Annotated in this window: 24 protein-coding genes, 1 pseudogene and 1 riboswitch; of the genes and pseudogenes, 13 read left to right on the forward strand and 12 right to left on the reverse strand. The window is 48.0% G+C overall.

Annotated elements, in window-relative coordinates; translation table 11 throughout:
• Window positions 1–46: 46 nt before the first annotated feature.
• The 5 genes from NYE28_RS17310 to NYE28_RS17330 all read right to left on the reverse strand — a co-directional run bounded on the left by NYE28_RS17310 (window position 47) and on the right by NYE28_RS17330 (window position 4,390).
• Window positions 47–925 carry an SMP-30/gluconolactonase/LRE family protein gene (locus NYE28_RS17310; RefSeq protein WP_342490183.1) on the reverse strand — a complete coding sequence of 293 codons (879 nt, stop codon included), beginning with the start codon at window positions 923–925 and terminating at the stop codon, window positions 47–49.
• A 63-nt stretch (window positions 926–988) separates the two neighbouring features.
• Complete coding sequence (locus tag NYE28_RS17315; protein WP_012118418.1) at window positions 989–2,731, reverse strand: HAMP domain-containing sensor histidine kinase; 1,743 nt, start codon at window positions 2,729–2,731, stop codon at window positions 989–991.
• Complete coding sequence (locus NYE28_RS17320) at window positions 2,728–3,447, reverse strand: response regulator transcription factor (protein WP_003151779.1); 720 nt, start codon at window positions 3,445–3,447, stop codon at window positions 2,728–2,730. Before NYE28_RS17320 ends, NYE28_RS17315 begins: the two co-directional genes overlap by 4 nt.
• Before the next feature lie 173 nt (window positions 3,448–3,620).
• On the reverse strand, window positions 3,621–3,857 hold the full coding sequence (gene rsoA, locus NYE28_RS17325) for a sigma-O factor regulator RsoA (RefSeq protein WP_003151778.1): 237 nt from the start codon (window positions 3,855–3,857) through the stop codon (window positions 3,621–3,623).
• Window positions 3,854–4,390, reverse strand: coding sequence for a sigma-70 family RNA polymerase sigma factor (locus tag NYE28_RS17330; RefSeq protein WP_087920805.1), 537 nt, complete (start codon window positions 4,388–4,390; stop codon window positions 3,854–3,856). Before NYE28_RS17330 ends, rsoA begins: the two co-directional genes overlap by 4 nt.
• Before the next feature lie 242 nt (window positions 4,391–4,632).
• On the opposite strand from NYE28_RS17330, the gene NYE28_RS17335 reads away from it, so the two are divergent.
• From NYE28_RS17335 to NYE28_RS17345, 3 genes are all read left to right on the forward strand, one after another.
• Window positions 4,633–4,788 (forward strand): YvrJ family protein, encoded by a 156-nt coding sequence (locus NYE28_RS17335; protein ID WP_012118419.1) that lies wholly within the window; start codon window positions 4,633–4,635, stop codon window positions 4,786–4,788.
• Between the two features lie 117 nt (window positions 4,789–4,905).
• On the forward strand, window positions 4,906–6,066 hold the full coding sequence (locus tag NYE28_RS17340) for an oxalate decarboxylase family bicupin (RefSeq protein WP_337681181.1): 1,161 nt from the start codon (window positions 4,906–4,908) through the stop codon (window positions 6,064–6,066).
• Between the two features lie 69 nt (window positions 6,067–6,135).
• Entirely contained in the window at window positions 6,136–6,558 is a 423-nt protein-coding gene (locus NYE28_RS17345; RefSeq protein WP_012118421.1) for a regulatory YrvL family protein, read from the forward strand.
• Between the two features lie 37 nt (window positions 6,559–6,595).
• On the opposite strand, the gene NYE28_RS17350 is transcribed toward NYE28_RS17345, so the two are convergent.
• From NYE28_RS17350 to NYE28_RS17360, 3 genes are read right to left on the reverse strand one after another with little or no spacing between them, the layout of a single operon-like run.
• Window positions 6,596–7,399, reverse strand: coding sequence for an ABC transporter ATP-binding protein (locus NYE28_RS17350; RefSeq protein WP_007613715.1), 804 nt, complete (start codon window positions 7,397–7,399; stop codon window positions 6,596–6,598).
• 18 nt (window positions 7,400–7,417) lie between these two features.
• Window positions 7,418–8,428, reverse strand: coding sequence for an iron ABC transporter permease (locus tag NYE28_RS17355; RefSeq protein WP_020956329.1), 1,011 nt, complete (start codon window positions 8,426–8,428; stop codon window positions 7,418–7,420).
• Entirely contained in the window at window positions 8,428–9,465 is a 1,038-nt protein-coding gene (locus NYE28_RS17360; RefSeq protein ID WP_029973587.1) for an iron ABC transporter permease, read from the reverse strand. The genes NYE28_RS17355 and NYE28_RS17360 overlap by 1 nt, the downstream gene beginning before the upstream one ends.
• A 247-nt stretch (window positions 9,466–9,712) precedes the next feature.
• On the opposite strand from NYE28_RS17360, the gene NYE28_RS17365 reads away from it, so the two are divergent.
• Window positions 9,713–10,651, forward strand: coding sequence for an iron-hydroxamate ABC transporter substrate-binding protein (locus NYE28_RS17365; RefSeq protein WP_012118425.1), 939 nt, complete (start codon window positions 9,713–9,715; stop codon window positions 10,649–10,651).
• A 174-nt stretch (window positions 10,652–10,825) separates the two neighbouring features.
• Here the strand turns inward: NYE28_RS17365 and NYE28_RS17370 are convergent, their stop codons facing one another.
• On the reverse strand, window positions 10,826–12,238 hold the full coding sequence (locus NYE28_RS17370) for an amino acid permease (RefSeq protein WP_007613722.1): 1,413 nt from the start codon (window positions 12,236–12,238) through the stop codon (window positions 10,826–10,828).
• A gap of 110 nt (window positions 12,239–12,348) precedes the next feature.
• Window positions 12,349–12,529, reverse strand: a riboswitch (Lysine riboswitch).
• Window positions 12,530–12,651: 122 nt separating this feature from the next.
• Window positions 12,652–12,792, reverse strand: a complete 141-nt coding sequence (gene sspJ / locus NYE28_RS17375) for a small acid-soluble spore protein SspJ (protein WP_007410034.1) — start codon at window positions 12,790–12,792, stop codon at window positions 12,652–12,654.
• Between the two features lie 183 nt (window positions 12,793–12,975).
• Here sspJ and NYE28_RS17380 point away from each other — a divergent pair, with 183 nt between their 5' ends.
• Window positions 12,976–13,458 carry a metal-dependent hydrolase gene (locus NYE28_RS17380; protein WP_003151759.1) on the forward strand — a complete coding sequence of 161 codons (483 nt, stop codon included), beginning with the start codon at window positions 12,976–12,978 and terminating at the stop codon, window positions 13,456–13,458.
• A gap of 41 nt (window positions 13,459–13,499) precedes the next feature.
• Window positions 13,500–15,356, forward strand: a complete 1,857-nt coding sequence (locus NYE28_RS17385; RefSeq protein ID WP_032869696.1) for an LTA synthase family protein — start codon at window positions 13,500–13,502, stop codon at window positions 15,354–15,356.
• Between the two features lie 57 nt (window positions 15,357–15,413).
• On the opposite strand, the pseudogene NYE28_RS17390 reads toward NYE28_RS17385, so the two are convergent.
• Window positions 15,414–16,542: pseudogene (locus tag NYE28_RS17390) on the reverse strand (IS3 family transposase).
• 111 nt (window positions 16,543–16,653) lie between these two features.
• Entirely contained in the window at window positions 16,654–17,580 is a 927-nt protein-coding gene (locus NYE28_RS17395; RefSeq protein ID WP_136396598.1) for a substrate-binding domain-containing protein, read from the reverse strand.
• 117 nt (window positions 17,581–17,697) lie between these two features.
• Between NYE28_RS17395 and modA the strand changes: the two genes are divergently transcribed.
• The 7 genes from modA to NYE28_RS17430 all read left to right on the forward strand — a co-directional run bounded on the left by modA (window position 17,698) and on the right by NYE28_RS17430 (window position 24,330).
• Window positions 17,698–18,495 carry a molybdate ABC transporter substrate-binding protein gene (gene modA, locus NYE28_RS17400; protein ID WP_025285253.1) on the forward strand — a complete coding sequence of 266 codons (798 nt, stop codon included), beginning with the start codon at window positions 17,698–17,700 and terminating at the stop codon, window positions 18,493–18,495.
• Entirely contained in the window at window positions 18,476–19,159 is a 684-nt protein-coding gene (gene modB, locus NYE28_RS17405; protein WP_039063632.1) for a molybdate ABC transporter permease subunit, read from the forward strand. Before modA ends, modB begins: the two co-directional genes overlap by 20 nt.
• Window positions 19,160–19,253: 94 nt before the next feature.
• Window positions 19,254–19,901, forward strand: coding sequence for a response regulator transcription factor (locus NYE28_RS17410; protein ID WP_007613734.1), 648 nt, complete (start codon window positions 19,254–19,256; stop codon window positions 19,899–19,901).
• 5 nt (window positions 19,902–19,906) lie between these two features.
• The gene (locus NYE28_RS17415; RefSeq protein WP_342490486.1) at window positions 19,907–21,010 is read left to right on the forward strand and encodes a histidine kinase; all 1,104 of its coding nucleotides are present in this window, start codon (window positions 19,907–19,909) and stop codon (window positions 21,008–21,010) included.
• A 119-nt stretch (window positions 21,011–21,129) separates the two neighbouring features.
• Window positions 21,130–22,065 carry an ABC transporter ATP-binding protein gene (locus NYE28_RS17420; protein ID WP_020956334.1) on the forward strand — a complete coding sequence of 312 codons (936 nt, stop codon included), beginning with the start codon at window positions 21,130–21,132 and terminating at the stop codon, window positions 22,063–22,065.
• 23 nt (window positions 22,066–22,088) lie between these two features.
• Window positions 22,089–23,183 carry an ABC transporter permease gene (locus NYE28_RS17425; RefSeq protein WP_015240574.1) on the forward strand — a complete coding sequence of 365 codons (1,095 nt, stop codon included), beginning with the start codon at window positions 22,089–22,091 and terminating at the stop codon, window positions 23,181–23,183.
• 1 nt (window position 23,184) lies between these two features.
• The gene (locus tag NYE28_RS17430) at window positions 23,185–24,330 is read left to right on the forward strand and encodes an ABC transporter permease (protein WP_012118435.1); all 1,146 of its coding nucleotides are present in this window, start codon (window positions 23,185–23,187) and stop codon (window positions 24,328–24,330) included.
• The last annotated feature ends 31 nt before the right edge of the window (window positions 24,331–24,361 follow it).

Here is a 24,361-nt window from a genome sequence, read left to right on the forward strand (position 1 = left end):
AAAAGCCCGGCACAATGGGAACTTCCCCATATGCCAGGGCTTTTTTTTACATCATGCCTGCAAACGGAACCGACTCCCAGCCGCCCGTCTCAAGCTCTGCTGAAAACAGGCCGCCCGCATGCGGCTGCTCAAGTCTTTCGGCTTCCGTCAATTTTTCCGTCGCGGTCGTAATGTATAACGTGTTCAAGTCTCTGCCCCCGAACGCGCAGCAGGTGACGTATTTCGCCGGAACTTCGATAGATGCAATTTCCTTATGCAAAAACGGGTCAATCCGGACGGCACGGCCGCCTCCAAACAGAGCCACCCACAGCATTCCGTCACGGTCAATGGTCATTCCGTCGGGAGATCCTTGCGACTTTGGAAAGCGGTAGACCGTTTTCGGATCTGATACGGCTCCGGTTTCAGGATCGTATGCATAACAGACGATTTCCTGCGTCGGAGTGTCGATATAGTACATCAAGTTTCGGTCCCGATCCCAATCCAAACCGTTCGAGGTGGAGACCTGGTCTTTTATTTTGGCAAGGCTGCCGTCCGTATTCAGACGGTACAGCGAAGCCTCCTCTTCTTTGCCTTCCATGCTCGTCGTTCCCGCCCATAATCTGCCGGACGGGTCGCATTTTGCGTCATTGAAACGGATATCTTCCCGCATATCTTTCGGCTGCTTCATCTTCGTCAATGTGTCTTCCCGAAGATTGTACAGGTAAAAACCGTCTTTCATCGTCATCACCAGCTCTTCCTTTGAATACAAGGCCAGAGCCGTGACAAATGATTTGAATTTAACGGAACGGTTGATTCCGTCAGCCGGAGTGAAGATATGCAGCTGGCTGCCCAGTATATCCACCCAGTACAGGCATTGCTTGTCCTTGTCCCATAAAGGGCCTTCTCCGATAACTGCTCTCGTATCTGCTCGTAATGCTGCTTCCATGTGTGAACACCTCTTTTGCTTGTCAGTCTTCTATTGTTATTCCCGACAAAGCGGCGTCCAAACTCAATCTTTTTTAAAAAGAATCGTAATCACCGTTCCGGCGCTGATTCTGCTGTTGACATGGATGGTTCCGTTATGAAGGTGAACCAGCTCCTTGGCAATGGCGAGCCCGAGTCCCGTTCCTTCTGACGGTCCCTTCGTATTCGTTCCCCGATAATAACGGTTAAACAGCTGGTGAATCGTTTCATCGTCCATTCCTCTTCCGTTATCTTTCACCTTCAGAATGAGCTGTTCGGCTGATTCCTCAAGCACGACCCGAATGGCGGTCCCTTTCTTATTATGCTTAACCGCGTTTGCCAGCAGATTCTCCAGAATACGGCGGAACCACGCTTCATCAATGGCGAAAAGAATGTCTTCCTTTTTGGTTTCAAAGGCGATGTCATAGCCTTCCGAGAACGTGTTTTTCGTGAAATCGTTCGTGACGTTTCTGATAAACGGCACGACGTTGATCAGCCGCCGTTCGATCGGGAGGGCCGCGTTTTTGAGGCGGTATGTTAAGTTTAAGTCCTCAATCAGCTTAGACATATATTCTGATTTTTCCCGGACGATCTGCCCCATTTCTTTGACTTCTTCCGGGGTCCAGTCGTATTGCTTCGATTCAAGCATCATGCTGTAGCCGTAAATCGTGCTCAGCGGGGTTTTTAAGTCATGGCTCAGCCCGGCGATCCATTCTTCCCTTGTCGCCTGGATTTTTTCTCTGTTTTTCTTATCCCGCTTCAGCGTGTCGGTCAGCTGATCCATCGATTCGAAAATCTCGGCGAAAAAGCGGAACGGCTGTTTTGTTTTGCCTTTTTTGTTTTTGCTGACCGGCTGTCCTTTGCGGTTCTTCGGCTCTTCAAGCCGGCCCTTTGATAAATTGACAAGCCATTTGATGGTATGAAACAGCGGCCAGCCGAAACGGAAAGAGTACCAGATGGTCAAGATGCAGATCATAAATACTAAGATTCCGATCAAGAGGAAGAGGGTTTTCATCACATTTCTCAAAAATGATTTGTTAAACTCGTGATCGGGGATGTACACGGGGTTCGGCACCGACGCGACCATCCATTTCGTTTTATCGAGTCTTTTAAAAGAAATTTCCCGTTTGTAATTCCACGGCTTGGAACTGTATTTCAGCAATTCAAGCTCATTGACGGTGTTCCGTTCTTTTTTCGTGCTGTTGATATCCCCGAGCAGTCTGCCGCTGTCTTCGAGAAGGTAGACCGCCCCTTTTTCCCGTTTAATATAATCAATCGTGCTCTTTTTATATTGAGAAAGGGAAGCGAGGGATGGCTCCTGTGATTCGATGTAAGTGAGAAGCTGCTCACTGGCGGATTTCCAGCCGAACAGAATCAAATAGGTCTCATCATTTATCGTGACCGTCCAGTAATTCAGCTTGTAGTTGTCAAAATTCCGGTACTGGTAAATGGATAAGAGATCTTTTCTGCTGTAATGGCTCGGGACGTCTTTCGGCACTCTGTACGCGTAGTCCGTTTTTTCATTATCATTAATGATCTGCAGCCAGCCCTTCTGCTTTCGGACCGACATCTTTAAAAACTCATCGACATCCCATGTGCCGTCTTCGTTTTTATCAAGCCACGCTTCAAACGAGTCTGCGGTCGCTTTGGTCAGTCCCGCATTGGCTTCCGCTTCGCTGAAACGCCAATCCAAATAGAAGAAAGAAGCGACGGCCAAAACGGACATCAGCAGGATGACAAGCAGCAGCTGTCCGAAAAAGTGGAGCAGAAATTTTCCGCGCATTCTCATGAGCGGGTTCCTTTTTCTCCTTGATCGGGAATAAACCGATAACCGAGGCCGCGCACCGTTACAATATAAGACGGATTGCTGGGGTCTTTTTCAATTTTTTCTCTGAGCTTGCGGATATGCACCATGACGGTGTTGTTGTCGCCGTAAGACGGATATCCCCATACTTTTTCATAGATCTGATCTTTTGAGAGCACCACATCAGGGTGTTCACAGAAATATTGAAGCAATTGCAGAAGCTGTGCGGAGCAGCTGACGGGCTCGCCCCCGACGATCAGCTCGGCGTTTTGCGGTGAATAGGAAAAATGGCTGTATGAATACGTCTTTACCGCCGTTTTCTCTTCGCGCTTATAGGTTCTCTTTAACGTCGCTCTGATCCGCGCCGCCAATTCGAGCGGATTAAACGGCTTTGTTATATAATCGTCAGCTCCCAATGCAAATCCTGACAGCTTATCCGCATCAGAAGAACGGGCGGTCAGAAAAAAGATCGGAGCGTCGGTATAGTTCCGGATTTCGGTGCATGCTTCAAAACCGGACATGCCTTCCATCATCACATCCAGCACGAGCAGATCCGCGGTTTCATGTTTAACAAACTCGATCGCTTCCTCAGCGCTTCCGGCTGTCTTAATGTTGTGATAGCCTTCTTTGACGAGAACGCGTTTGACCATATCAACGATCGCCTTCTCATCGTCTACAATTAAAATTGACGCATTTTCCACCTTGGACGTTCCTTTCTCTTTGTTTTTTTCATCATATCATTATATGGATAAGATTTGGTACTTTTTTAGTGCGGAGGTCTTGCGGGGAAACAGAAAAGAAAAACGAGACCGGACATCTCTTCTCGTTTTTCTCATGTTGTCAGAGCGGAATATCCATCATTCCGCCGCTTTTGTCAGGAGCTTTCATTTATAAGATGAAGAATAAATTCCCAAAAACCCGGCACTTCCTGGCATAACAGCATGTCCGCTTTTTCAACTATTTTAATCTTCAATTCTTGTTCAAGATCTTCTCTTTCCTGGTATGATGTATTGCTCAGTTTTTTTTTTATCATTGGCGAAAAACGCGAAATCAAAAGTTCCATTTCGTCGGTATCTGTGTTCTCTTTGTTGAAGTCAAATGGCCCGTTCACTGCTTATTTTCCCCCTTTTTTTGCTTGTCCAGCTGCTTTCTGAGATTGTCGAGCCCTTTTTTATGAATATTGGAAATGTTCTGTCGTGATTCACCCAGCGACTCGGCAATCTCCTTCATCGTCGCTCCGTGAAGATAAATATTCGTCAGCACGCTTTTTTGTTTATCGGTTAACGTCTGAAGCGCTTCGTATAAATCACGGTTTTGGACATGCTGGCTCAAATCCCCCTGCTTCCGCAGAAACTCTTCATACGCGTCTTTTCCCATTTCATAGGGAAGCGCTTCACCTCCTTCCGGCTGGTCCACCGTCAGCGGATAGCGCTTCTGATTTTTACGGATGCGCTTGTCAAAATCGATGGAGAAAATCCGGATCATAGAGTTCATATATTTGATGATCCGGATTTCCTTATAAAACTGTTTAAAATGGTCGTCCAGTGATTTTGCATCCTTCTCGTCTGAATGTTCCAGCACATTTTTAAATTTCTCGTAATGCTTTGGGTCACTTAAAAAATGTTTAACGATCGGATGTTTCATAATTTCCTTGCATTTTGACCGTAAAAGAACTTGATAGTCCATAAAACCGCCCCCTATTTAAATTAAATGAAAGAAAGCAAAAAAAAGTAAACTACTCCTTTCCGACTAAGATTCCGCACTCCTTATGTCCCGGATTTGCCGGAACAAAAAAAAGACCCTCAACCGGGATATCAGGTTTACAGGAGCCGCTCTTTCTTTCACTTATATACATGACTGCAGGTCAAGTCAGGAGGTGGCTGATAATGGATCAGGTTTTTATAGAAGAAGCGGTCAGACAGATCGGCAATCTCGGCTTTCCGGCTCTGATTGCCATGTATCTTCTCACACGGTTTGAGAAGAAGTTTGACGCCCTGATCGAACTGATGACGGAACTGAAAGATCAGAAAATGAAAAATTAATTTTCACACGAAGTTGACTTTTCATCGGAACGCATCACTTAACAAAGCAGAAGGGAAAACGAAAGGCCTTTCACATTCTCTTTCTGAAAAAACAAAGCTTGAGAGGAGACGATTTACATGTCAAAAGAACACAACTGCAATATCCCGCAGCCGATCAGAGGAGACAAAGGGGCGACCGTCACGATTCCGCGCAACCTTGAAAGAGACCGCCAAAATCCGGATATGCTGACGCCGCCGGAAACGGATCACGGCACAGTGGATAATATGAAATTCTCTTTCTCAGATGTGCACAACCGGCTGGAAAAGGGCGGATACGCGCGTGAGGTGACCGTTCGCGAGCTGCCGATTTCTGAGAATCTGGCATCTGTCAACATGCGTTTAAAACCGGGCGCCATCCGTGAGCTGCACTGGCATAAAGAAGCGGAATGGGCATATATGCTGACGGGCAAAGCGCGGGTCACGATTGTTGATGAACAGGGACGCAGTTTTATCGATGACGTGAAGGAAGGAGATCTGTGGTACTTCCCGTCAGGCCTGCCGCACTCCATTCAGGCGCTGAAAGAAGGCTGTGAATTCCTCTTGGTTTTTGATGACGGTTCTTTCTCAGAAAACAGCACATTCCAAGTGACTGACTGGCTTGCCCACACACCGCTTGATGTCATTGCCAGCAACTTCGGGGTTTCAGAAAAAGACCTCGCCGGCCTGCCCGGGAAAGAAAAATATATCTTTGAAGAGCCGGTTCCCGGGAAGCTGAAAGATGACATTGTGGAAGGCCCGAACGGTGAAGTGCCTTATCCGTTCACTTACCGCCTGCTGGATGAAGGCCCGACTGCTGAGACGGATGGCGGCAAAGTATATATCGCGGATTCCACAAACTTCAAAGTGTCCAAAACGATCGCTTCAGCGCTTGTCGTGGTCGAACCGGGCGCAATGAGAGAGCTGCACTGGCATCCGAACACGCATGAATGGCAGTATTATATTTCCGGTAAAGGGCGGATGACGGTTTTTGCATCAGACGGCCATGCAAGAACATTTAACTATCAGGCCGGGGATGTCGGTTACGTTCCGTTCGCAATGGGCCACTATGTGGAGAATTTGGGAGATGAGCCGCTCGTCTTCCTGGAAATCTTCAAGGATGACCACTATGCCGATGTGTCCCTGAACCAATGGCTTGCCATGCTTCCTGAGAAATTCGTCCAGCAGCATCTGGATCTGGGCAAAGACTTTACGGATATTCTTTCGAAAGAGAAACACCCTGTCGTCAAAAAGAAATGCTGAAGAAGATACACACCGGCTTGCAGAGTTCCGTCTCTGCAAGTCTCCTCTGTGTGAAAAGGAGCTGAACAGATGATCAATCAAAACGGGACGAAAATGTTTATTCTTCAGGTGCTCCGGTATGCCCTGGCAGCCGCTGCCGTATTATTCGGGTATTTTATCGTGATGATGGCCGTATTTTCATTAGCCGGGACGAGCTACGGATCGATGGCGTACGTCCTGCTTTTTTCCGTGCTTTTTATTTTTCTCGGTTTATGTTTTGAACCGCTTGAGCGGCTGATGATACATAGCTTTACCTTTTTTGGGACGGGCAGGCTGCCTTTTCTCCTTTTAGCCAGCACCGTTCAGCTGCTGTTCCTCTGGATGACCGCGTATACGACGGATAAACTGATTGAAAAGATTTGGCTGTCAACGACGGAGGAGCTGATTGTGGCGGGGGTTTTTTTCGTTTTGGATAAATGCGTCTCCGGAGAAAAGCAGCCCCGGGCGCAATAAAAAAACGCAGGCCGGAATGGCTCTGCGTTTTTTTTCATCATACCGTTGCGTTTTCATGCCGGATTAAATCGTAGGTTAAGCAGACCGGTTTGTTCGTGCGCGGATCTTTTACAATCTGTGCGTCAATTTGGAAAACGTCTTCCAATATGCCGGGAGTCATGACTTCCTCCGCCGTTCCTTCCTTGATGACGCGCCCTTTTTTCAGGGCGATCATGTAATGGGAAAAACGGGCGGCATGGTTCAGATCATGAATGACCATTAAAATGGTACGGCCCTGCTCCTTGTTTAATTTGTCCAGCAGCTGCAAAATTTCAAGCTGATGGGCGAGATCTAAATAAGTGGTCGGTTCATCAAGAAGCAGCAGCTCCGTTTCTTGAGCGAGCGCCATGGCGATCCACACACGCTGCCGCTGCCCCCCGGAAAGCGCTTCGATCGGCCGGTCGTAAAATTCGGCCATCCCCGTCTCTTCCAGCGCCCATTTGATCATGTCACGGTCTTTATCACTCAAACGGCCCATTCCGGACTGATGCGGAAACCTGCCGTAAGAAACAAGTTCGTACACCGTCAGCCCGCTCGGCGCTTCAGGCGTCTGCGGAAGAATTGCCATTTCCTTGGCGATGTCCTTCGTGGATTTTTGCATGATCGCCTGTCCGTTTAAATAGACGGCGCCGGATTTCGGTTTCATGATTCTTGACATCGTTTTGAGAACCGTCGATTTTCCGCAGCCGTTCGGACCGATCAGCGTTGTAATTTTTCCTTTCGGGATGGCGATATCCAATTCTTTCGCTATCAAACGGTCGCCATAACCGACAGTAAGCTGTTCCGCCGATAATGAGTTCATCGCGGCAGTCTCCTTCCTCTATTTCGTTTTCATCAGCAAATATACAAAATACGGCGCTCCGAGCACGGAAATCACCAGGCCGACGGGAACTTCCGACGGTGCAAGCACATTTCTCGCCAGCGTATCGGCAAGCAGAAATAAAAATGCTCCGATTAAAGCCGAAACCGGGATAAGCGTCTGGTGGCGCGGTCCGGTAAGCCTTCTGGCCAAATGCGGCGCAATGAGTCCGAGAAAAGCGATTCCGCCGGCTGCCGCAACACATGACGCGGTCAGGGCAACGGCGCACATCAGCAGAACGCGCCGCTCCTTTTCAACCCGGGTGCCAAGCCCCGCCGCCAGCTGATCACCGAGCTGGAGCACATTTAAATACCTGGCTTTATAGAGGCTGAACGGTAAAAGAACCAGCAGCCACGGCAAAATGGACAGCACCATTTTCCAATTGGCGTTCCAAATCGAACCGGAAATCCATACAAGCGCCTGCATGAAATCCCGCGGGTCCATTTTCAGCTGAAAAATCAAGAGCAGCGCATTAAACCCCGCATTGACGCCGATCCCGACCAAAACGAGCCGGACAGGTGAAACGCCTTTTTTCCAAGCCAGCACATAGATGAGCAGCGCAGCCAGAAAAGCCCCCGCCAAAGCGCTCACCGGAAGCAGCCATGTACCGGCCATGCTTAAATCAACAGCTGATCCTTGGAAAAAGAAGATAAACAGAACGACCGCCAAAGACGCCCCGGCGTTAATACCGAGAATGCCCGGCTCCGCCAAGTCATTTTGAGACACGCTTTGAAAAATCGCGCCTGAAACTGCGATTCCGGCGCCGACCAGCAATGACAGCACCATGCGCGGCAGTCTGAATTCAAATAAAACGAGCTGATCCCGGGCATCCCCCTGTCCGAAAAAGACACGTAGCGTATCAAGAGGCGCAATCCGGATCACGCCCATGTTTAAGCTGATAAAAAAGACGATGCATATGAGCAAAAACGTAACGGCCATGACCGCCAGCGGTTTTTTCGATTTTACATTCATTACAGCCCTCTCCTTTCCCTGCGCGCCAAATAAAAGAAAAAGGGAACGCCGATAAGGGCGGTTAAAGCGCCGACCGGTGTTTCAAACGGCGCATTGACGAGTCTTGCGGCAATATCACTGAAGACTAACAGAACGGCGCCGAATACCGCCGAACAGGGAATGATCCACCTGTAATCTACCCCGACTAAAAATCGGGTGATATGCGGAATCACCAAGCCGATAAAAGAAATGGCTCCGGCGACTGAGACTGAAGCCCCCGTCAAGAGGACAACGACAAACATTCCGATTACTTTTACAAGCGATGTGTACTGCCCGAGCCCTTTGGCCAGCTCCTCACCCAAGCTCAGCACCGTTACTGAGCGCGCAATCAGAAATGCCAGCAAAAGTCCGATAACCCCGACCGCCAACAGCAGCTGCACGCCTTCCCATTTCACGGAAGCGACTCCTCCGGCATACCAGAACTTCACATCCTGGGCGACATCAAAACGGATCGCAATCGCGCTTGAAAGCCCCGTTAAGAAATAGCCGACTGCCGTACCGGCCAGCGCGAGCTTCACCGGTGTCAGACCGCCTTTTGAAAACAGGCCGATGCCAAACACAATAAGCGCTCCGATTCCCGCTCCCGCAAAGGACCACAAAACAAGCCCAGCGGCAGAGAGCCCCGGAAAAAAAGCAAACGCCAATGCGATCGCAAATCCTGACCCCGACGTCACGCCCATAATGGAAGGCTCAGCAAGCGGGTTCCGCGTCAGCCCCTGCATAATCGCCCCGGACACAGCTAAAAAAGCCCCGACGAGCGCGGCGGCGGCGGTTCTCGGCAGCCTCAGATCGCGTATGATTTGATGAGATGTATTTTGCGGCTGAAAGTGAAAGAGAGCATCCCACACCGTCCGCAGATGAATATCGGCAGCTCCGATGGAAACAGACAGGGCCGCGCCGATCAATAAAACCGCAATCCCGGCACACAGCAGCACAGCCGCTCTGAATGAACGCGCCGTCCACTGGATTTCACTCCCTGATGCCCCTTGAGCCGTCATTGTCTGTTTCTTTTTCAATAGACCCAACACTCGTTCTTCCTTTCTCAAAACAAGAATGGTAATGATAATGATTATCAATGACTTGTTTCAGTATAGCACTTTTATCTTCTCTTTTAATAGACCTAATTTCATATAAAAAAAGAAAGTTTTTCTTAAAAAAGAGCGTGCTTCTCTATGAAAGCAGTGATATAATCACACTGATAATGATTCTCTTTATCACTAATTTTCATGAAAGAAGGAATGTCAGATGTTCCATACATACAAGAAAATCGGCGCAGCGCTGATTGCCATGCTGCTCATCGCCGCTTTGGCCGCTTGCGGCAATTCTTCAGACACAAAAGGTTCTTCTGAAAAAGAAGAAACCATCACGTATAAAGCCGAAAACGGCAATATTAAAATTCCGAAGCACCCGAAACGGGTCGTCGTCATGGCTGACGGCTACTACGGCGACTTTAAACAGCTCGGCATCAATGTTGTCGGCGCGCCGCAAAACGTATTTAAAAACCCTTATTACAAAGGGAAAACAAAAGGTGTGACAAACATCGGCGACGGCACGTCCGTTGAAAAAATCATTGACTTAAAGCCGGATTTAATCGTGGTCTGGACGACACAAGGCGCCGATATTGAAAAACTGGAAAAAATCGCGCCGACCATCGCTATTAAATATGACAAGCTCAGCAACATTGATCAATTCAAAGAGTTTGCGAAAATGACAGGCACTGAAGATAAAGCAGACAAATGGCTGGCTGAATGGGATAAGAAAACCGCTGCCGCTAAAACAAAGGTTCAAAAAGCGGTCGGCTCAAAAACCATCTCCATCATGCAGACAAACGGAAAAGACATCTATGTATTCGGTAAAGACTTCGGCCGCGGCGGAAGCATCATTTATGATAAACTCGGGCTGAAGGCCACAAAACTGACGCAGGAAAAAGCCATTAATCAAGGGCCGGGCTACGCCAGCATTTCACTCGAGAAACTGCCTGACTTCGCGGGAGACTACATCTTTATGGGGCCATGGCAGGCCGGCGGTGACGACAAAGGCGTGCTTGACAGCTCAATCTGGAAGAACCTCGATGCCGTCAAACAAAACCATGTCTACCGCATTGATCCGATCGGCTTCTATTTCTCAGACCCGATCTCACTTGAAGGCCAGCTCGACTACATCACAAAAAGCTTAACGAAGTAACCCCGAAGCCGCTGTCACAGCGGCTTTTTATTACGCTTTACACTTGACCGTTTTTTCAGCGGACGCACTGACCATTTAACCGCATTCGAGACCATTCATTATACACACGCCGTCAAAACGTAACCCGCTGCCGCAAATAAAAAAGACATCTCACAGACGTGAGATGTCTTTTTGTCATACCGATTGTCTGTTGTTTGCAAATTTCTTTGAGACGAAAGGATATAACAGCAAACCGACGAAAAACAGCCCGATACCGAGAATAAAGGTCGTTAAATCGGCCGTTCCGGTAATAATGACGTAAAAAGAATAAATGCAGGCGAGGATGGCGATAATACCGTCTCTTACTCTTGAACCCTTTATCTCGTCATACGTTTCACCCGTAAAAATGAGCTTCAGGCTGTAAAACGCTGACACGAGATACGGAATCAGATAAGCGAGCGTCGCCGCCGTCGTTAAAAACGTAAACGCGTCACTGATCGTCCGGGAAATAACTGAAAAGATAAAGATCTGTGACATCACGTTCGTTACGATTAACGACACAACCGGGCTGCCCTGTTTATTCGTTTTTGCAAAAGCAGCCGGAAAGTCTCCTGATTTCGCCGCTTGATACGGAACTTCAGAGCCGAGAAGAATCCAGCCGAGCATCGTTCCGAACAGACACAAAATCGCCAGAATCGCCATAATGACGCTTCCCGCATTGCCGACGATCGCGTACAATACGTCAACAAACGGTTTTTCCGAGCCGACAAGCTTACCATGCGGAAGCACGCCCATCGTAATCAATGTCACGATGATATAGATGCCAAGCGCGATCAATAATCCGGTAATGGTGGCGCGTTTCACGTCGCGCTGCGAACGGGCGCGCCCGGATAAGATGACTGCCGATTCAATTCCGACGAACGCCCATAATGTTGAAATCGCCGCATTGTGGATCTGCCCGCCGATTCCCTCAACTGTGTGAGGACCTGTTTGAACCGGAAAATAAAAATGATCGAAAAACGACGTTTGAAACACAAATAAACCTGCAATGATAAAGAAGATAAATCCTAATACTTTTGAAAACGTCGTGACGAAATTTAATTTACTCGCACCGTTAATGCTGGTGACGAGAATCGTGTGAGTGCCCCATAATAAAACCGTACATACGGCAAACGTCAGCAGCTGGCCGAGCGTAACCGCCTGACCGCCGATCGAAAACATTTCACGCTTATCCGTTAAAATCGGGAAAAATGATGTTAAATATCCGGCAAGGCTCGTGATGATCGCCACGTTGCTGATCCAGCTCGCCACCCAGTAGCCCCACACCATCGTGAAGCCCGCTGCATTCCCTTTTTTCCGATCGCTGAACAGCGCACGCGCATAGCTTTGCGGCCCCGCCGTCAGCTCAGGCTTGCGGATGGATAAGTGGCCGAAGACCAGCGCGATCATTAACACACCGGCTCCCGTTAAAAGCCATGCCGATGTGGCGCCGAACGGGCTCGCGATTTTTGCGAGCGAACTCGGAAGCGAAAAGATGCCCGAGCCTACCATATTTCCTACGACAAACGCCGTTAATAACCAAAAACCCCATTTTTTCGTCTGTTCCATTCCTGTACCTCCTGGTTGTTCATTCGTACGGACCAGACCCCGAGATCATATTTACACGCAAAAAAAGCCTGAACAAAAGTCCATGCTTAAAGAAACACACACACCCTTGATCTCCGGATAGCCCTCCGCGAAAAAGCACGCGGCAGTCCTGCACTTATTCAGATACAGTCCCAGCATAAAGAAGGATCGGCTTTCTTTACACTTCGGCGCTGACGCCTTTAACACATGTTTTGCGGCCCCTATCAGCCTGGCATGTGCGACTCATCATCAAGCGCAACCTCTACCTCACCGAGAAAGAGTGAGGATTTTTATCATTCAATTCTACTCAGAGGTTATCAGAGATAAAAAGATCTGTCAAAGGGAAAAATTAGATGGAAAACGGATAGAGCGTTCGCCCTACCCGTCTTATATGGTCAGCGGTTGTTTTTTTTCTTTTGAACAGCTTCTTGAAGCGGATCGTCTTTCAGAGCTGCACCGGCGTCTTCAAGCGCGCCTTGAATGACGTTTTTGTTTTTATCGCTGTTTTTTCCTTTTTCTTTGTTAAAGAAAGCCATCTGTATCACCTCTTTATCAAATATAGGTACACCTATAATGTGTCTTTTTCCGCGGCAGAATATGCGGAATCCGCGTCTCCTTCCTTTTGGCGGAACAGGTAAAGTTTGTTGATCAAACATGCATTCTCTTGATATATTTGTAATTCAGGGGATTTTGGCAAAAATAAAAAGGAGAAGCGAAAAATGACAGGAAAAACACACATCATGGGAGGCATCGCTTCTTGTTCCGCAATTGCGTATTATTACGGGTATGATCCGGTCCTTATGACCTCAGCGGGTGCCCTCGGGGCGCTGATTCCCGACATATGCCATACGAAAAGCAAAATCGGCAGGACGCTGCCCGTTCTGTCCAAAATCGTAAGCACGGTGTTCGGCCACAGAACGTTTACACACAGCCTGCTGTTTATGCTTATTATGTTTTTCATTACGGCAACTTATATTCCGAATCCGAGCATTTCCGCCGGACTGATGATCGGAATGGCGAGCCATCTTGTACTTGACGCATGGACCGTCAACGGCATTAAACTGCTGTTTCCGTCCGCCATCCGCTTCCGTCTGCCCCTTTATATGAGAACGGGGAGTTTTTCGGAGCAGCTTGTGCTGGCCGGCCTAACGATTGTATCCTGCTATTATTTATACGAACTGGTTCACGGCCGCATCTCTTAAACAAAAAGCATCTTTCGCTTTTAGGGTGAGGAGTCATACATATGAAGAAAACCTTTTTCAGCAATCATCGGTTTTTATGCCTGTCCATCCTGTTCATGTGGATGAAAACCTATGCCGTTTATAAGCTCGGTTTTGATCTGCAGAACAATTCGGTTCTTGAGGAATGTCTGCTTCTCATTAATCCGCTGAGCTTCATTGTGCCGCTGTTCGGCATCGCCCTGCTGCTGACGGAAAAAAAACAGCGGATCTTTCTGCTTTCGGCGAATGTGATGCTGACGGGGATTTTAATCGCGAATACGGTGTTTTACGGGTTTTATATTGATTTTATCACCATACCGGTTTTGTTTCAGGCGAGCAATATGGGCGATATGGGAAGCAGCGTCCAAGAGCTGTTTCACCCGCTTTATATCGCTTTATTTTTGGATATTGCGGTTTTGTTTTATCTTGGTAAAAGGCATAAAGCTGGTAAAGGTAAAGCCAGCACCCGTACCGTTAAAGCGTATGCGTGGGCATCAGCCGGCCTCATGCTGTGCAACCTTGCGCTGTCTGAGGCCGAGCAGCCGAAGCTGTTCAAGCACCCTTTTGATCGTGAAGCGCTCGTAAAAGGAATCGGCCTGTTCCACTTTCATTTGTATGACACCATTTCGCAGACGCTGAATGCAGGGGCAAAAGCGTTTGCCGATGAAGACAGCCTTGCGGCGGTCGCAAATTACACTCAAGCCGACTACAGCAGGCCGTCCGATTCAAAATTCGGGCTTGCAAAGGGGCGCAATGTGATTTTTGTTACGCTCGAATCAACACAGCGTTTTGTAATGGATGAGCGGGTCAACGGGCGGGAGATTACCCCGTTTTTAAATAAACTGCGGAAAAAAAGTTATGACTTCACTCATTTTTATCAGCAGACTGAACAGGGAAAAACCTCAGATTCAGAATTCATTACTGCGAATTCGCTGTATCCGTCTTCAAGCGGCGCCGTTTTTTTTACAAAAAGCGGCCACCGGTTCAATACGATGTACCATATGTTAAAAGACCGTCAATACTATTCAGCCGTTCTGCATGCCAATCATAAGGCCTTTTGGAACCGGGATGAGATGTACGGGGCATTCGGAATCGACCGTTTTTTCGACGCGGATGAATTTAAGGTGACACAGGAAAATTCAACAGGCTGGGGCCTGAAGGATAAGGAATTTCTAGAACAGTCAGCGGAAAAATTAAAGAAGCTTCCGCAGCCGTTTTACGCGAGCCTGCTGACTTTGACCAACCATTTTCCTTTTGAAATTGATAAACAGGATCAGCTCATTGAGGAACCGGACACAAGCAGCGAGTTATTAAACCGCTATGTGACGACGGTCCGCTATGAAGATGAGGCCCTGAAACACTTTTTCAAGAAGCTGAAAAAAGAAGGACTGTATGACAACGCGATGATCGTCCTGATGGGAGATCATTACGGTATATCCGAAGCCCATAATCAAGGACTTGCCGAATTCTTAGGGAAAGAGGAAATCACTCCGTTTGATACGGTTCAGCTTCAGCGCGTGCCGTTTATCATTCATATTCCCGGGGTGACCGACCGTGCGCCGGAAACGATTGCTTCGGCCGCGGGACAGGTTGATGTAAGACCGACGCTGCTTCACCTGCTCGGCATTGAAACGAAAGGCAGCATTCAGTTCGGCAATGATCTGTTTTCCGGAGAGCGGACCCCGTTTGCGGTGCTGAGAAACGGCAGCTTTATCACGGATGATCATATTTATACGAAAAATACGTGTTACAGCCGTAAAACGGGTGAACCGCTTTCTGACATGAGCGCGTGCAGCGATGAGAAAGAAAAAGCGGAACAAGAGCTGATGCTTTCCGATAAAATATTAAACGGCGACCTGCTGCGGTTTTATAAGCAATAAAAAAATCCCTCCGTTATGGGACTGACCCCCGTTTTTGAGACAGGGATCAAAACACCTTTAAGCAGCCAGCTGTCGGTATGTGACCGGCGGCTGGTTGTTTAGTTTCGTTTGAATACGAATGTTGTTATAATAGTGTATATAGGTTTCGACAGTTTGTTCTACGATGGTCGTCGTAGTGCTTTCCAACCTGTCGAGGTAGAACGTTTCAGACTTTAGTGAGGAATGAAACGATTCGATGGAGGCATTATCAGCGGGCGTCCCTTTGCGGGACATGCTCATGGTAATGCCTTTTGTTTTAACAGCTTTCTGATACTCATAAGATGTATAAACAGAACCTTGGTCACTATGTAACACACAGTTCTCTGGCAGTGCGGGCAGCTGATCAAGTGTGTGTAAGACAAAGTCTGTGTCCTGTCTATCGCCAATCGTAAAAGCAATCACTTCTCCATTGTATAAATCCAATATACTGGAAAGATACAATTGTTTCTGCCCATAAGGCAAATATGTGATATCCGTTACTAGCTTTTCCAGAGGGCGATCAGACTGAAAGTTCCGATCCAATATATTCTCGGCCACGGCATATGGCTGCCCATTCTTCTTACGCTTTTTCACCTTAACCCGGCATTGCCACTGATTCTTCTGCATAATGCGCTGAACCGTTTTATGATTCATACGCATTCCCTTTTTTAATATGGCTGATACTTGTGTTCTCGGCACAACGTGCCGATTTGTTTTTCTAAATGGTATTTAGGGTTATCTTTCATCAGATTCTTCTTCCAACGATAATAAGATGCTCGTGAGATACCTAAATGAATACAGATATCCTTTATGGTCATTGTGCTGCGCAATGCTTCTACAAGCTCGACTGGCGTTTCGCTATCAGCTTCCTTTCCAATTCGTTGTACTTTTTTAACACTTCATTCTGTTGTCTCAGATAACGATTTTCTGCCTGCAGTTTCTCTAATTCGGAAGAATACTCTGGACCTTTTCCATAAGAATATTGCTTTCCGACAGGTTGTTCGAATCGATGTGTGTCCCCAGCTTTATACCACCTGACCCATGTCTGCACCTGCGTCTTATTCTTTATATTCAATTCCTGCATGATCTCCTTCACAGGCACGCCCGCCAATCTCATTTCTACAGCCTTCTGTTTGACTTCAACCGGATAACTCACTCTTGCCCTCATAGAAAAACACCTCCAAGTCTAATTTCGGATAACAACGATCCGTTTTCAAACTTGAAGGTGTTTTTTGTTTGTCTCATATTATGGGGTCAGTCCCTTATATGGAGGGATTTTTCATGTTTCATATATAAGCCGTCCGGTCATTTTCGTATCATATCCGGATAATTGAGAAAGCTGGGACTTGAATTCCTCAGAATTAAGAATGTCCTGCACGCTTTGAACAAGCTCCCGGTTTTGTTTTAAGACGACCACATCGTACTGCTCACTGATCACCGGGATAAAATCCGTGCCCGCCATATGCGCCGCATGCTGCGACCCGACTCCGATATCCGCCTTTCCGCTTGATACTTGTGAAGCCGCTGACAGATGATCCGTGACAATGTCATGATAGCCGGCGACATCAGACGGCGTAATGCCGAAAGATCTGAGCTGTTCATCCAGCAGCACCCTCGCGCCTGATCCTTTTTCGCGATTGACGATGCGGATATCCTTTCGGCTCAAATCCTGAAAGCCCTGAATGTTCAGCGGATTGCCCTTTTTCACATATAATCCGGCTTGCCGCAGCACGACATGAAAAAGCGCAAACGGCTCCCCTGAAAGAATGCGCTTCACATACGGGATGTTATACTGCCCCGTCTCCCCATCGTACAAATGCAGACTGACGATGTCACAAGCTCCGCGGTACATCTCGATCAGGCTGTTCAAACTGCCGCTGTACTTGCGGAGCGGAGCCGCCTGTATTGTTTGTTCCAGCTGTTTGCTGAGGAGGTCCATCGACACATCCTGCCCGCTGATGATAACGGACTGCCTTTTTTCCGGCTCCCGCCCGCGGGACGGGTCAGGCGCTTCTGCTGCGGATGGCTTTTTTGACATTCTCATGTTTGCTTTATATTGTTTTAAGTCCTCTTCATCGACCCTCATCTGTCTTCCGACCCTGTACGCCGGAATGAGTCCTTTTTTTATCAAATCATATACTGTCAGTTTGGAGACCTTCAAAAGGCCCGCAACTTCTTCTATTGTATAGGAAGTGGCTTCTGTCATATTATCACGCTCCATTTTTATTATAACTGTTCAGATATTGAAAAAAAACCGCACCATCACGTACAATTGCGTTATAATTAGTTTGATCTAATGATATTTAGCTATAAGGGGTGCACAATGTTGAAAAAGAAAGCGACACTACTCACAACTGCGGCTATGGCCGTTTTCCTGGCAACTGCGGGCTGCTCATCCGGACAATCGTCCAAAGGCGGACAAAACGAAAAAGTCACGCTGACCGTTTCTGCGGCAGCCAGCGCTCAGGATGCACTTGAAGAAATCCAGACCAACTACGAAAAATCACATTCAAACGTAACCATTCAAGACAACTTCGGATCATCAGGCACATTGCAAAAACAAATTTCACAAGGCGCGGGAGCTGATTTATTCTTCTCGGCAGCCGAAGATAAATTCGAAAAGCTCGTTCATGACGGAGATATCGACAAAAAGGACAGCACGGATCTTTTGAAAAATGATCTCGTCATGATCGTACCTGAGAAAAACAGCGCACACCTGACACATCTGAATGACCTGAAAAAAGACAGCGCGGAAAAAATTGCACTCGGCACGCCTGAATCCGTTCCGGCCGGACAATACGCCAAACAGTCATTGACGGCATTATCCCTGTGGGACAAGGTAAAAGATAAAGTCGTCTATGCAAAAGACGTTCGCCAGGTGCTTTCTTATGTTGAAACCGGAAATGTCGATGCCGGGCTTGTCTATAAAACAGACGCGCTGATTTCGAAAAAGGTGAAAATCACCGATGAAGCGCCGGCGAAAACGCACGATCCGATCGTTTATCCGCTCGGCATCGTCAAGGATACAAAGCACCGTAAAGAAGCAGAAGCGTTTTATCAGTATCTGCAGTCAGATAAAGCGATGAAAGTGTTTAAGAAATATGGATTTACTGCCAAGTAACATTACGGCTTCGGAGTTTTTCACTCCCGTCGTACTGTCGTTTCAGGTGGCTTTGGCATCGGGCATCGCCGTCATCATTCTCGGAACGCTTGCCGGCGCCTGGATGGCGAAAGCGCGATTTCCCGGAAAAACGGCTGTAGAGACCCTGTTTATGCTCCCGCTCGTTCTTCCGCCTACCGTTGTCGGCTTCATTCTCATTATTATTTTCGGGAAACACAGCTTTATCGGCCGGACGATCGAGCGGATTTTTCACCAGCCCGTCATTTTCACGTGGTCGGCCGCGGTGATCGCTTCGGCCATTGTCGCCTTCCCGCTTATGTATCAGTCCGCTAAAACGGGCTTCGCCGCGGTTGATGCCGACATTGAGGGAGCGGCGAAAGTAGACGGAGCCGGCAGGTGGCAGGTGTTCACCCGCATTTCCGTCCCGCTTGCCTTTCCCTCCCTCTTGACCGGAAGCATTCTCAGTATTGCACGTGCGCTAGGTGAATTCGGGGCGACTTTAATGTTTGCGGGAAATATTCCCGGTGTCACCCAAACGCTGCCGACAGCGATTTACGTCGCGATGGACTCCGGCAATGAAACACTCGCCTGGGTGTGGGTGATCTGTATTGTGATCATTTCTTTCCTGATGCTGTTTTTCATCCAATTGAAAAAACCCGCTTGACCGATCCGCCTTCCGCGCACCTTTCGCCGGGAGGCTTTTTGATTTAAAATCGGATGGTATATAATGAAACAAAAAACACACAAAGGGTGCGGCCATGAAGATTAATGTCATTATCGCGGATGATAATTCTTTCATCAGAGAAGGAATGAAAATCATTTTGCATACATATGAGGAATTTACTGTATCGGCAACGTTGGAAAACGGCCTCGAGGCGGCAGAGTATTGTAAACACAATCCCGTCGATATCGCCTTGCTGGACGTCCGCATGCCGGTGATGAACGGCGTCGAAGCCGCAAAACGGATCGCTGAGGAAACGGATACGAAGCCGATGATCCTGACGACATTTGACGACGATGAGTATATTTTAGAAGCGATTAAAAACGGCGCGAAAGGATATTTATTAAAAAACACCGAACCGGAACGGATCCGCGATGCGATCAAAAGCGTTTTCAACGGGCACAGCATTCTTCAGGACACCGTACTGGATAAAATAAAAGACAGCCTTTCCCGGCCGGCGGAAGCCGCGCATCAGATTGATGAAAGCCAGTTTACTGAAAGAGAGCTCAGCATCATGTCGCTTATTGCGAAAGGATTCTCGAACAGGGAAATTTCAAAACAGCTTTTCATTTCTGAAGGGACGACGGCCAATTATATTTCATCTATTTTAGGGAAAACGGGGCTTGAGCACAGAACGCAGATCGCGATTTATTATATCACCGGGAAGGTGGATAACGGGCGTTGAACGGTATGGATTTTTGGATGCTGATGAGCAGACTGATCGCCATTTTTTATACGGCTTTTTTGTTCGTATCGGCAGACCGCCTTTACACACCGTACGCCGTCTTGTTTCTGCTGCTTTATCTATCTTTGGGCATTGCGGTCTGCATGATCAGGCAGACCGCTTGGAGGCGCGGGATCACCCTCATGGCGCTGGCATTGACCGCTTGGCTTTCCGCCTTAGGCCATCCGGCGTTTCTGTTTCTTTTGCCGCCCGCCATTTTTGCCGTTCTTGCCGAATATCCGGTTCACCGCTATGTGTTCTGCCTGCTCGTGTTTGTGCCGTTTTTATTTATCCCGTACGGCGACCTTCCGACTTATATCGTCATGACGTTGTTCTGCTTGGCGATATTCGTTTTGGCCGCCCGTTCCAGCGACCGGCTGAAAAAATATGAAGAGCAGTCAGACAGCATGCGCTCAAGCATTGAAAAACTGACGAAACAGCTGCACAGCAGCACAGAATATATCAAACAATCGGAGTATACCGGCAAACTCGAAGAAAGAAACAGATTGTCCCAAGCCATCCATGACAAAATCGGCCATTCCATGACAGGCGCGCTCATTCAGATGGAAGCGGCGAAACGGATGCTCGGCTCCCATCCGGACAAAGCGGCTGAACTGCTCCAAAATGCCATTACCATTTCCAAAGAGGGCATAGAGGATATCCGTATTACGCTGAAAAATATGAAACCGCCCGCTGAACAAATGGGCATTCACAGATTAAGAACGTTTATTGATGAATTTTCGGCCAAAAACGGGATGCCGGTTCCGTTTACGCATCAAGGCGATTTGGACAGGCTGACGCAAATGCATTGGAGAGTCATTCAGGAAAACGTAACCGAAGCCTTGACCAATGCAATGAAATACGCCGATGCCACGCAGATTTTCATTGATATCCATGTGCTGAACAAAGCCGTGAAAGCGGAAGTGAAAGATAACGGAAACGGCGCCGTCCGCTTTAAAAAAGGCCTCGGCATGCTCGGTATGGAAGAACGGGCGGCCGTCTTGCACGGAACCGTTATTTTTGACGGCACGGCCGGTTTTTCCGTCACGACATTGCTTCCGGTTGAATAAGTGAATGTTTTCATGTGAAAAATATGAAGATTCTCATGTCAAAGGAATGAACAGCTGCACTAACGGCCGTTCATTCTTTTTTTTATAATAAGAGCATCATAAGACATAGAGGTGGAAACATGAACATTTTGGAGCTCAAACAGCTGAGTAAGAAATTCGGTGATTATGCCGCCGTTGACCAGATGTCGCTTGCCGTAAAAGAAGGTGAGATTTTCGGGTTTCTCGGCGCAAACGGAGCCGGAAAAAGCACGACGATCAATATGATCTCAGGCCTTTTAAAACCTTCAGGCGGAGACATTCTGTTTCTCGGAAAAGATATTTTCAAATATAGCAAAGCAACGAAAATGAATATCGGCATCGTCCCTCAGGACCTCGCGATTTACGAAGAATTAAACGCCTATGAAAATGTGAAGTTCTTCGCCGGGCTGTACGGCCTGAGAGGGGCGGCTCTGAAAGAACGGGTCGAGGAGGCCCTGACATTCGTCGGCTTGAGCGATAAACACAAATATTTGCCGAAGCATTTTTCCGGCGGAATGAAGCGCAGGCTTAATATTGCGTGCGCTCTTGCCCACCGGCCGAAACTGATCATCATGGATGAACCGACGGTCGGCATTGACCCGCAATCAAGAAATTATATTCTGCAATCAGTGAAAAAGCTGAATGAAATGGGCTGCACGATCATCTACACGAGCCACTACATGGAGGAAGTGGAAGAAATATGCACGCGCATCGCCATCATTGACCACGGAAAAGTCATCGCAGAAGGCACAAAAGAACAGCTGACCTCCATCATTACCGACACGAAGGACGTCGTGATTGAGCTGTCATCCGGAAACGGCATCAGCCTCGGCGATATTCAGGAGCTGCCCGGCGTCAGAGCCGCCACACTGGAAGAAAACAGCGTGAAAATCAGCTCTGACACAGGGGTCAACAATTTAAACCGCCTGATCCGGTACTTCATGGACAAAGGAATTGAAATCCGCTCCTTGCAGGAACAGGCCCCTGACTTAGAAACGGTATTTCTCACGCTGACAGGCAGAAGCCTGCGCGACTGACCCCACTGAAAGGAGGATTGCAAATGAATATTCTGCACATCGCCGGGAAAGAAATCAAAATCAGTTTTCGCGACAGACGGACTTTTATTTTCATGCTTGCTTTTCCGATCGTCTTCATGCTGATTTTCACTGCGGCATTATCAAACGCCTTTGATTCAGAGGTGACGGTCGGAAACATCAAGGTGGTATATACGGACCAGTCAAACGGCCCTCTTTCTCATGATTTTACTGAGTTTATGAAAAACGCCAAAAAAGAGCATGTCTATTTTCAAAAAGCGGACACGGAGGCAAAAGGCAAAAACGAGGTTCGAGAAAATCAGGCGGATGCTTTCGTCACTGTAAAAAACACCGGTTTTCAAGTCTATACAAATGACCGGAGCGGCATAAACGGCACGATCGTCCAAGGCATGCTGACCGCTTTTACCAATCAATACAAAGCAGGCGCCGCCGCTTACAAGGCGCATAAGGCGCCTTCCGCCGGACAAATCAAAAGCGATTATATGAAGCAGACGTCTTTACACAAAGCGAAAGAACCGAAAGCGAAAGATTTTTACGCGATATCCATGACGACGATGATCGGGCTGTACGCCTCGATTTTTGCAAGCAGCTTATTCCGCGGGGAAAGAATACGGCACACCGCAGATCGCCTGATCGCCGCCCCGCTCCGGAAAAGCGATATCTTTCTCGGAAAGATGCTCGGCATTTTGGCTGTGAATGTTCTGACGATTCTTGCCGTTGTCGCCTTCAGCAAATTTATCTTAAAAGCGAATTGGGGCAGCCACATGGGACTTGTGCTTTTGATTCTCGTTTCTGAAATTCTTTTGGCCGTCAGCTTCGGACTCAGCCTGAGCTATTTGACCAGAAAACCCGAAAGCGCCAGATTAATCACCGTCATCATCGTTCAGGTGATGTCCATTATCGGCGGCGCCTATTACAAATATGAAGGCGGAGGAATTTCCGCCCTGTCGCCCTTATCCTGGATCAATAAGGCGATTAACAGCATCATTTACGCAAATGATGTATCAGCGGCATGGCCTGCACTCGGTTTAAATACAGCATTGGCGGCACTCTTTTTGCTGATCGCCGCATTTACGTTTCAAAGACGGGAGGGACTGTAATATGAAAAACTTCTGGTGGCTGTTTGCGCACACTCTCAAAGGGATTACAAAAAGCAAAAAACAGCTCATTCTTTATATCGGGGCTCCGCTGATCGGCGTCTTCCTCTCCTTCATGACCAATGCCAACGGCGGAGCCGAAACGCTCAATATCGGCATTCTCGATCAAGACGGCGGAGAAGTGGCGCAGGATACGGCCGCGTTTTTAAAAGGACTGGATCATGTGAAGATTTCGGAGGAAACGGCTGCGTCCGCCACATCAAAGATCGCTTCAGGAAAAATGGAGGCGCTCATTACGTTTGAAAAAGGCTTCTCCCAAAGCGTAAAAGACGGGAAACCGTCCCACATCGGCATGACCTCGCTGAAAGGCGCCCAGGTCACCGGATATGTCAGCTCTTATTTGTACAATTATATGAACAGCATCGCCTCAATCGGCAAATCCTCCGGCGGAGACGCAAAGGCCTTTCAGGCGATGTACGCCGATTTCAAGCATTCTCCCATTCAAACGGAGTCCGCTGTTTTACAAGATACATCGAACCATAAAGAAATGACTTACTCAGTCATCGGGTATCTCATTATCATTATGCTCTATTCCGCCGGCAACCTGACGGAACTAATGATTAAAGAGAGAGAAAACAGGACATACTACAGGCTTCTGTCAACGCCGATCACATCAAAGCAGTATGTATTGGCGAACGCGGCGGTGAATATCATTATCATGGCCGTCCAAATTCTATTCGCCGTTCTCTTTATGGGCGCCGCTTTTCATATTCATCCGTCATTCCCGCTGTGGCAGCTGTTCGTCCTGATGATGCTGTTTGCATTAAGCGCGATCGGGGTCGCCTTTATTGCCGTCGGTTTTTCCAATAGCAGCGCTTCGGCATCGGCGCTTTTGAATTTGATCGTCGTGCCGACATGCTTGCTGGCCGGCTGCTTCTTTCCGGGCAATATTATGCCGAAAACGGTGCAGACAATCGCCGAATTTCTGCCTCAGCGCTGGGTGCTCGATACGGTGGATCAATTGCAGCAAGGCCGCACGTTCCAAAGCCTGATGCTGAACATCATCATTTTGGGAGCCTTCGCCGCCGCCCTGTTATTAATAGCCGCATACAGGTTCAGCGTAAAACGTCAGACACAGACATTTATGTAAAGAAAAACAGCCCCGTAAAGGGCTGTTTTTT

This window comes from Bacillus sp. FSL R5-0443, assembly GCF_038608285.1.
GTDB classification, from domain to species: Bacteria; Bacillota; Bacilli; order Bacillales; family Bacillaceae; genus Bacillus; species Bacillus velezensis.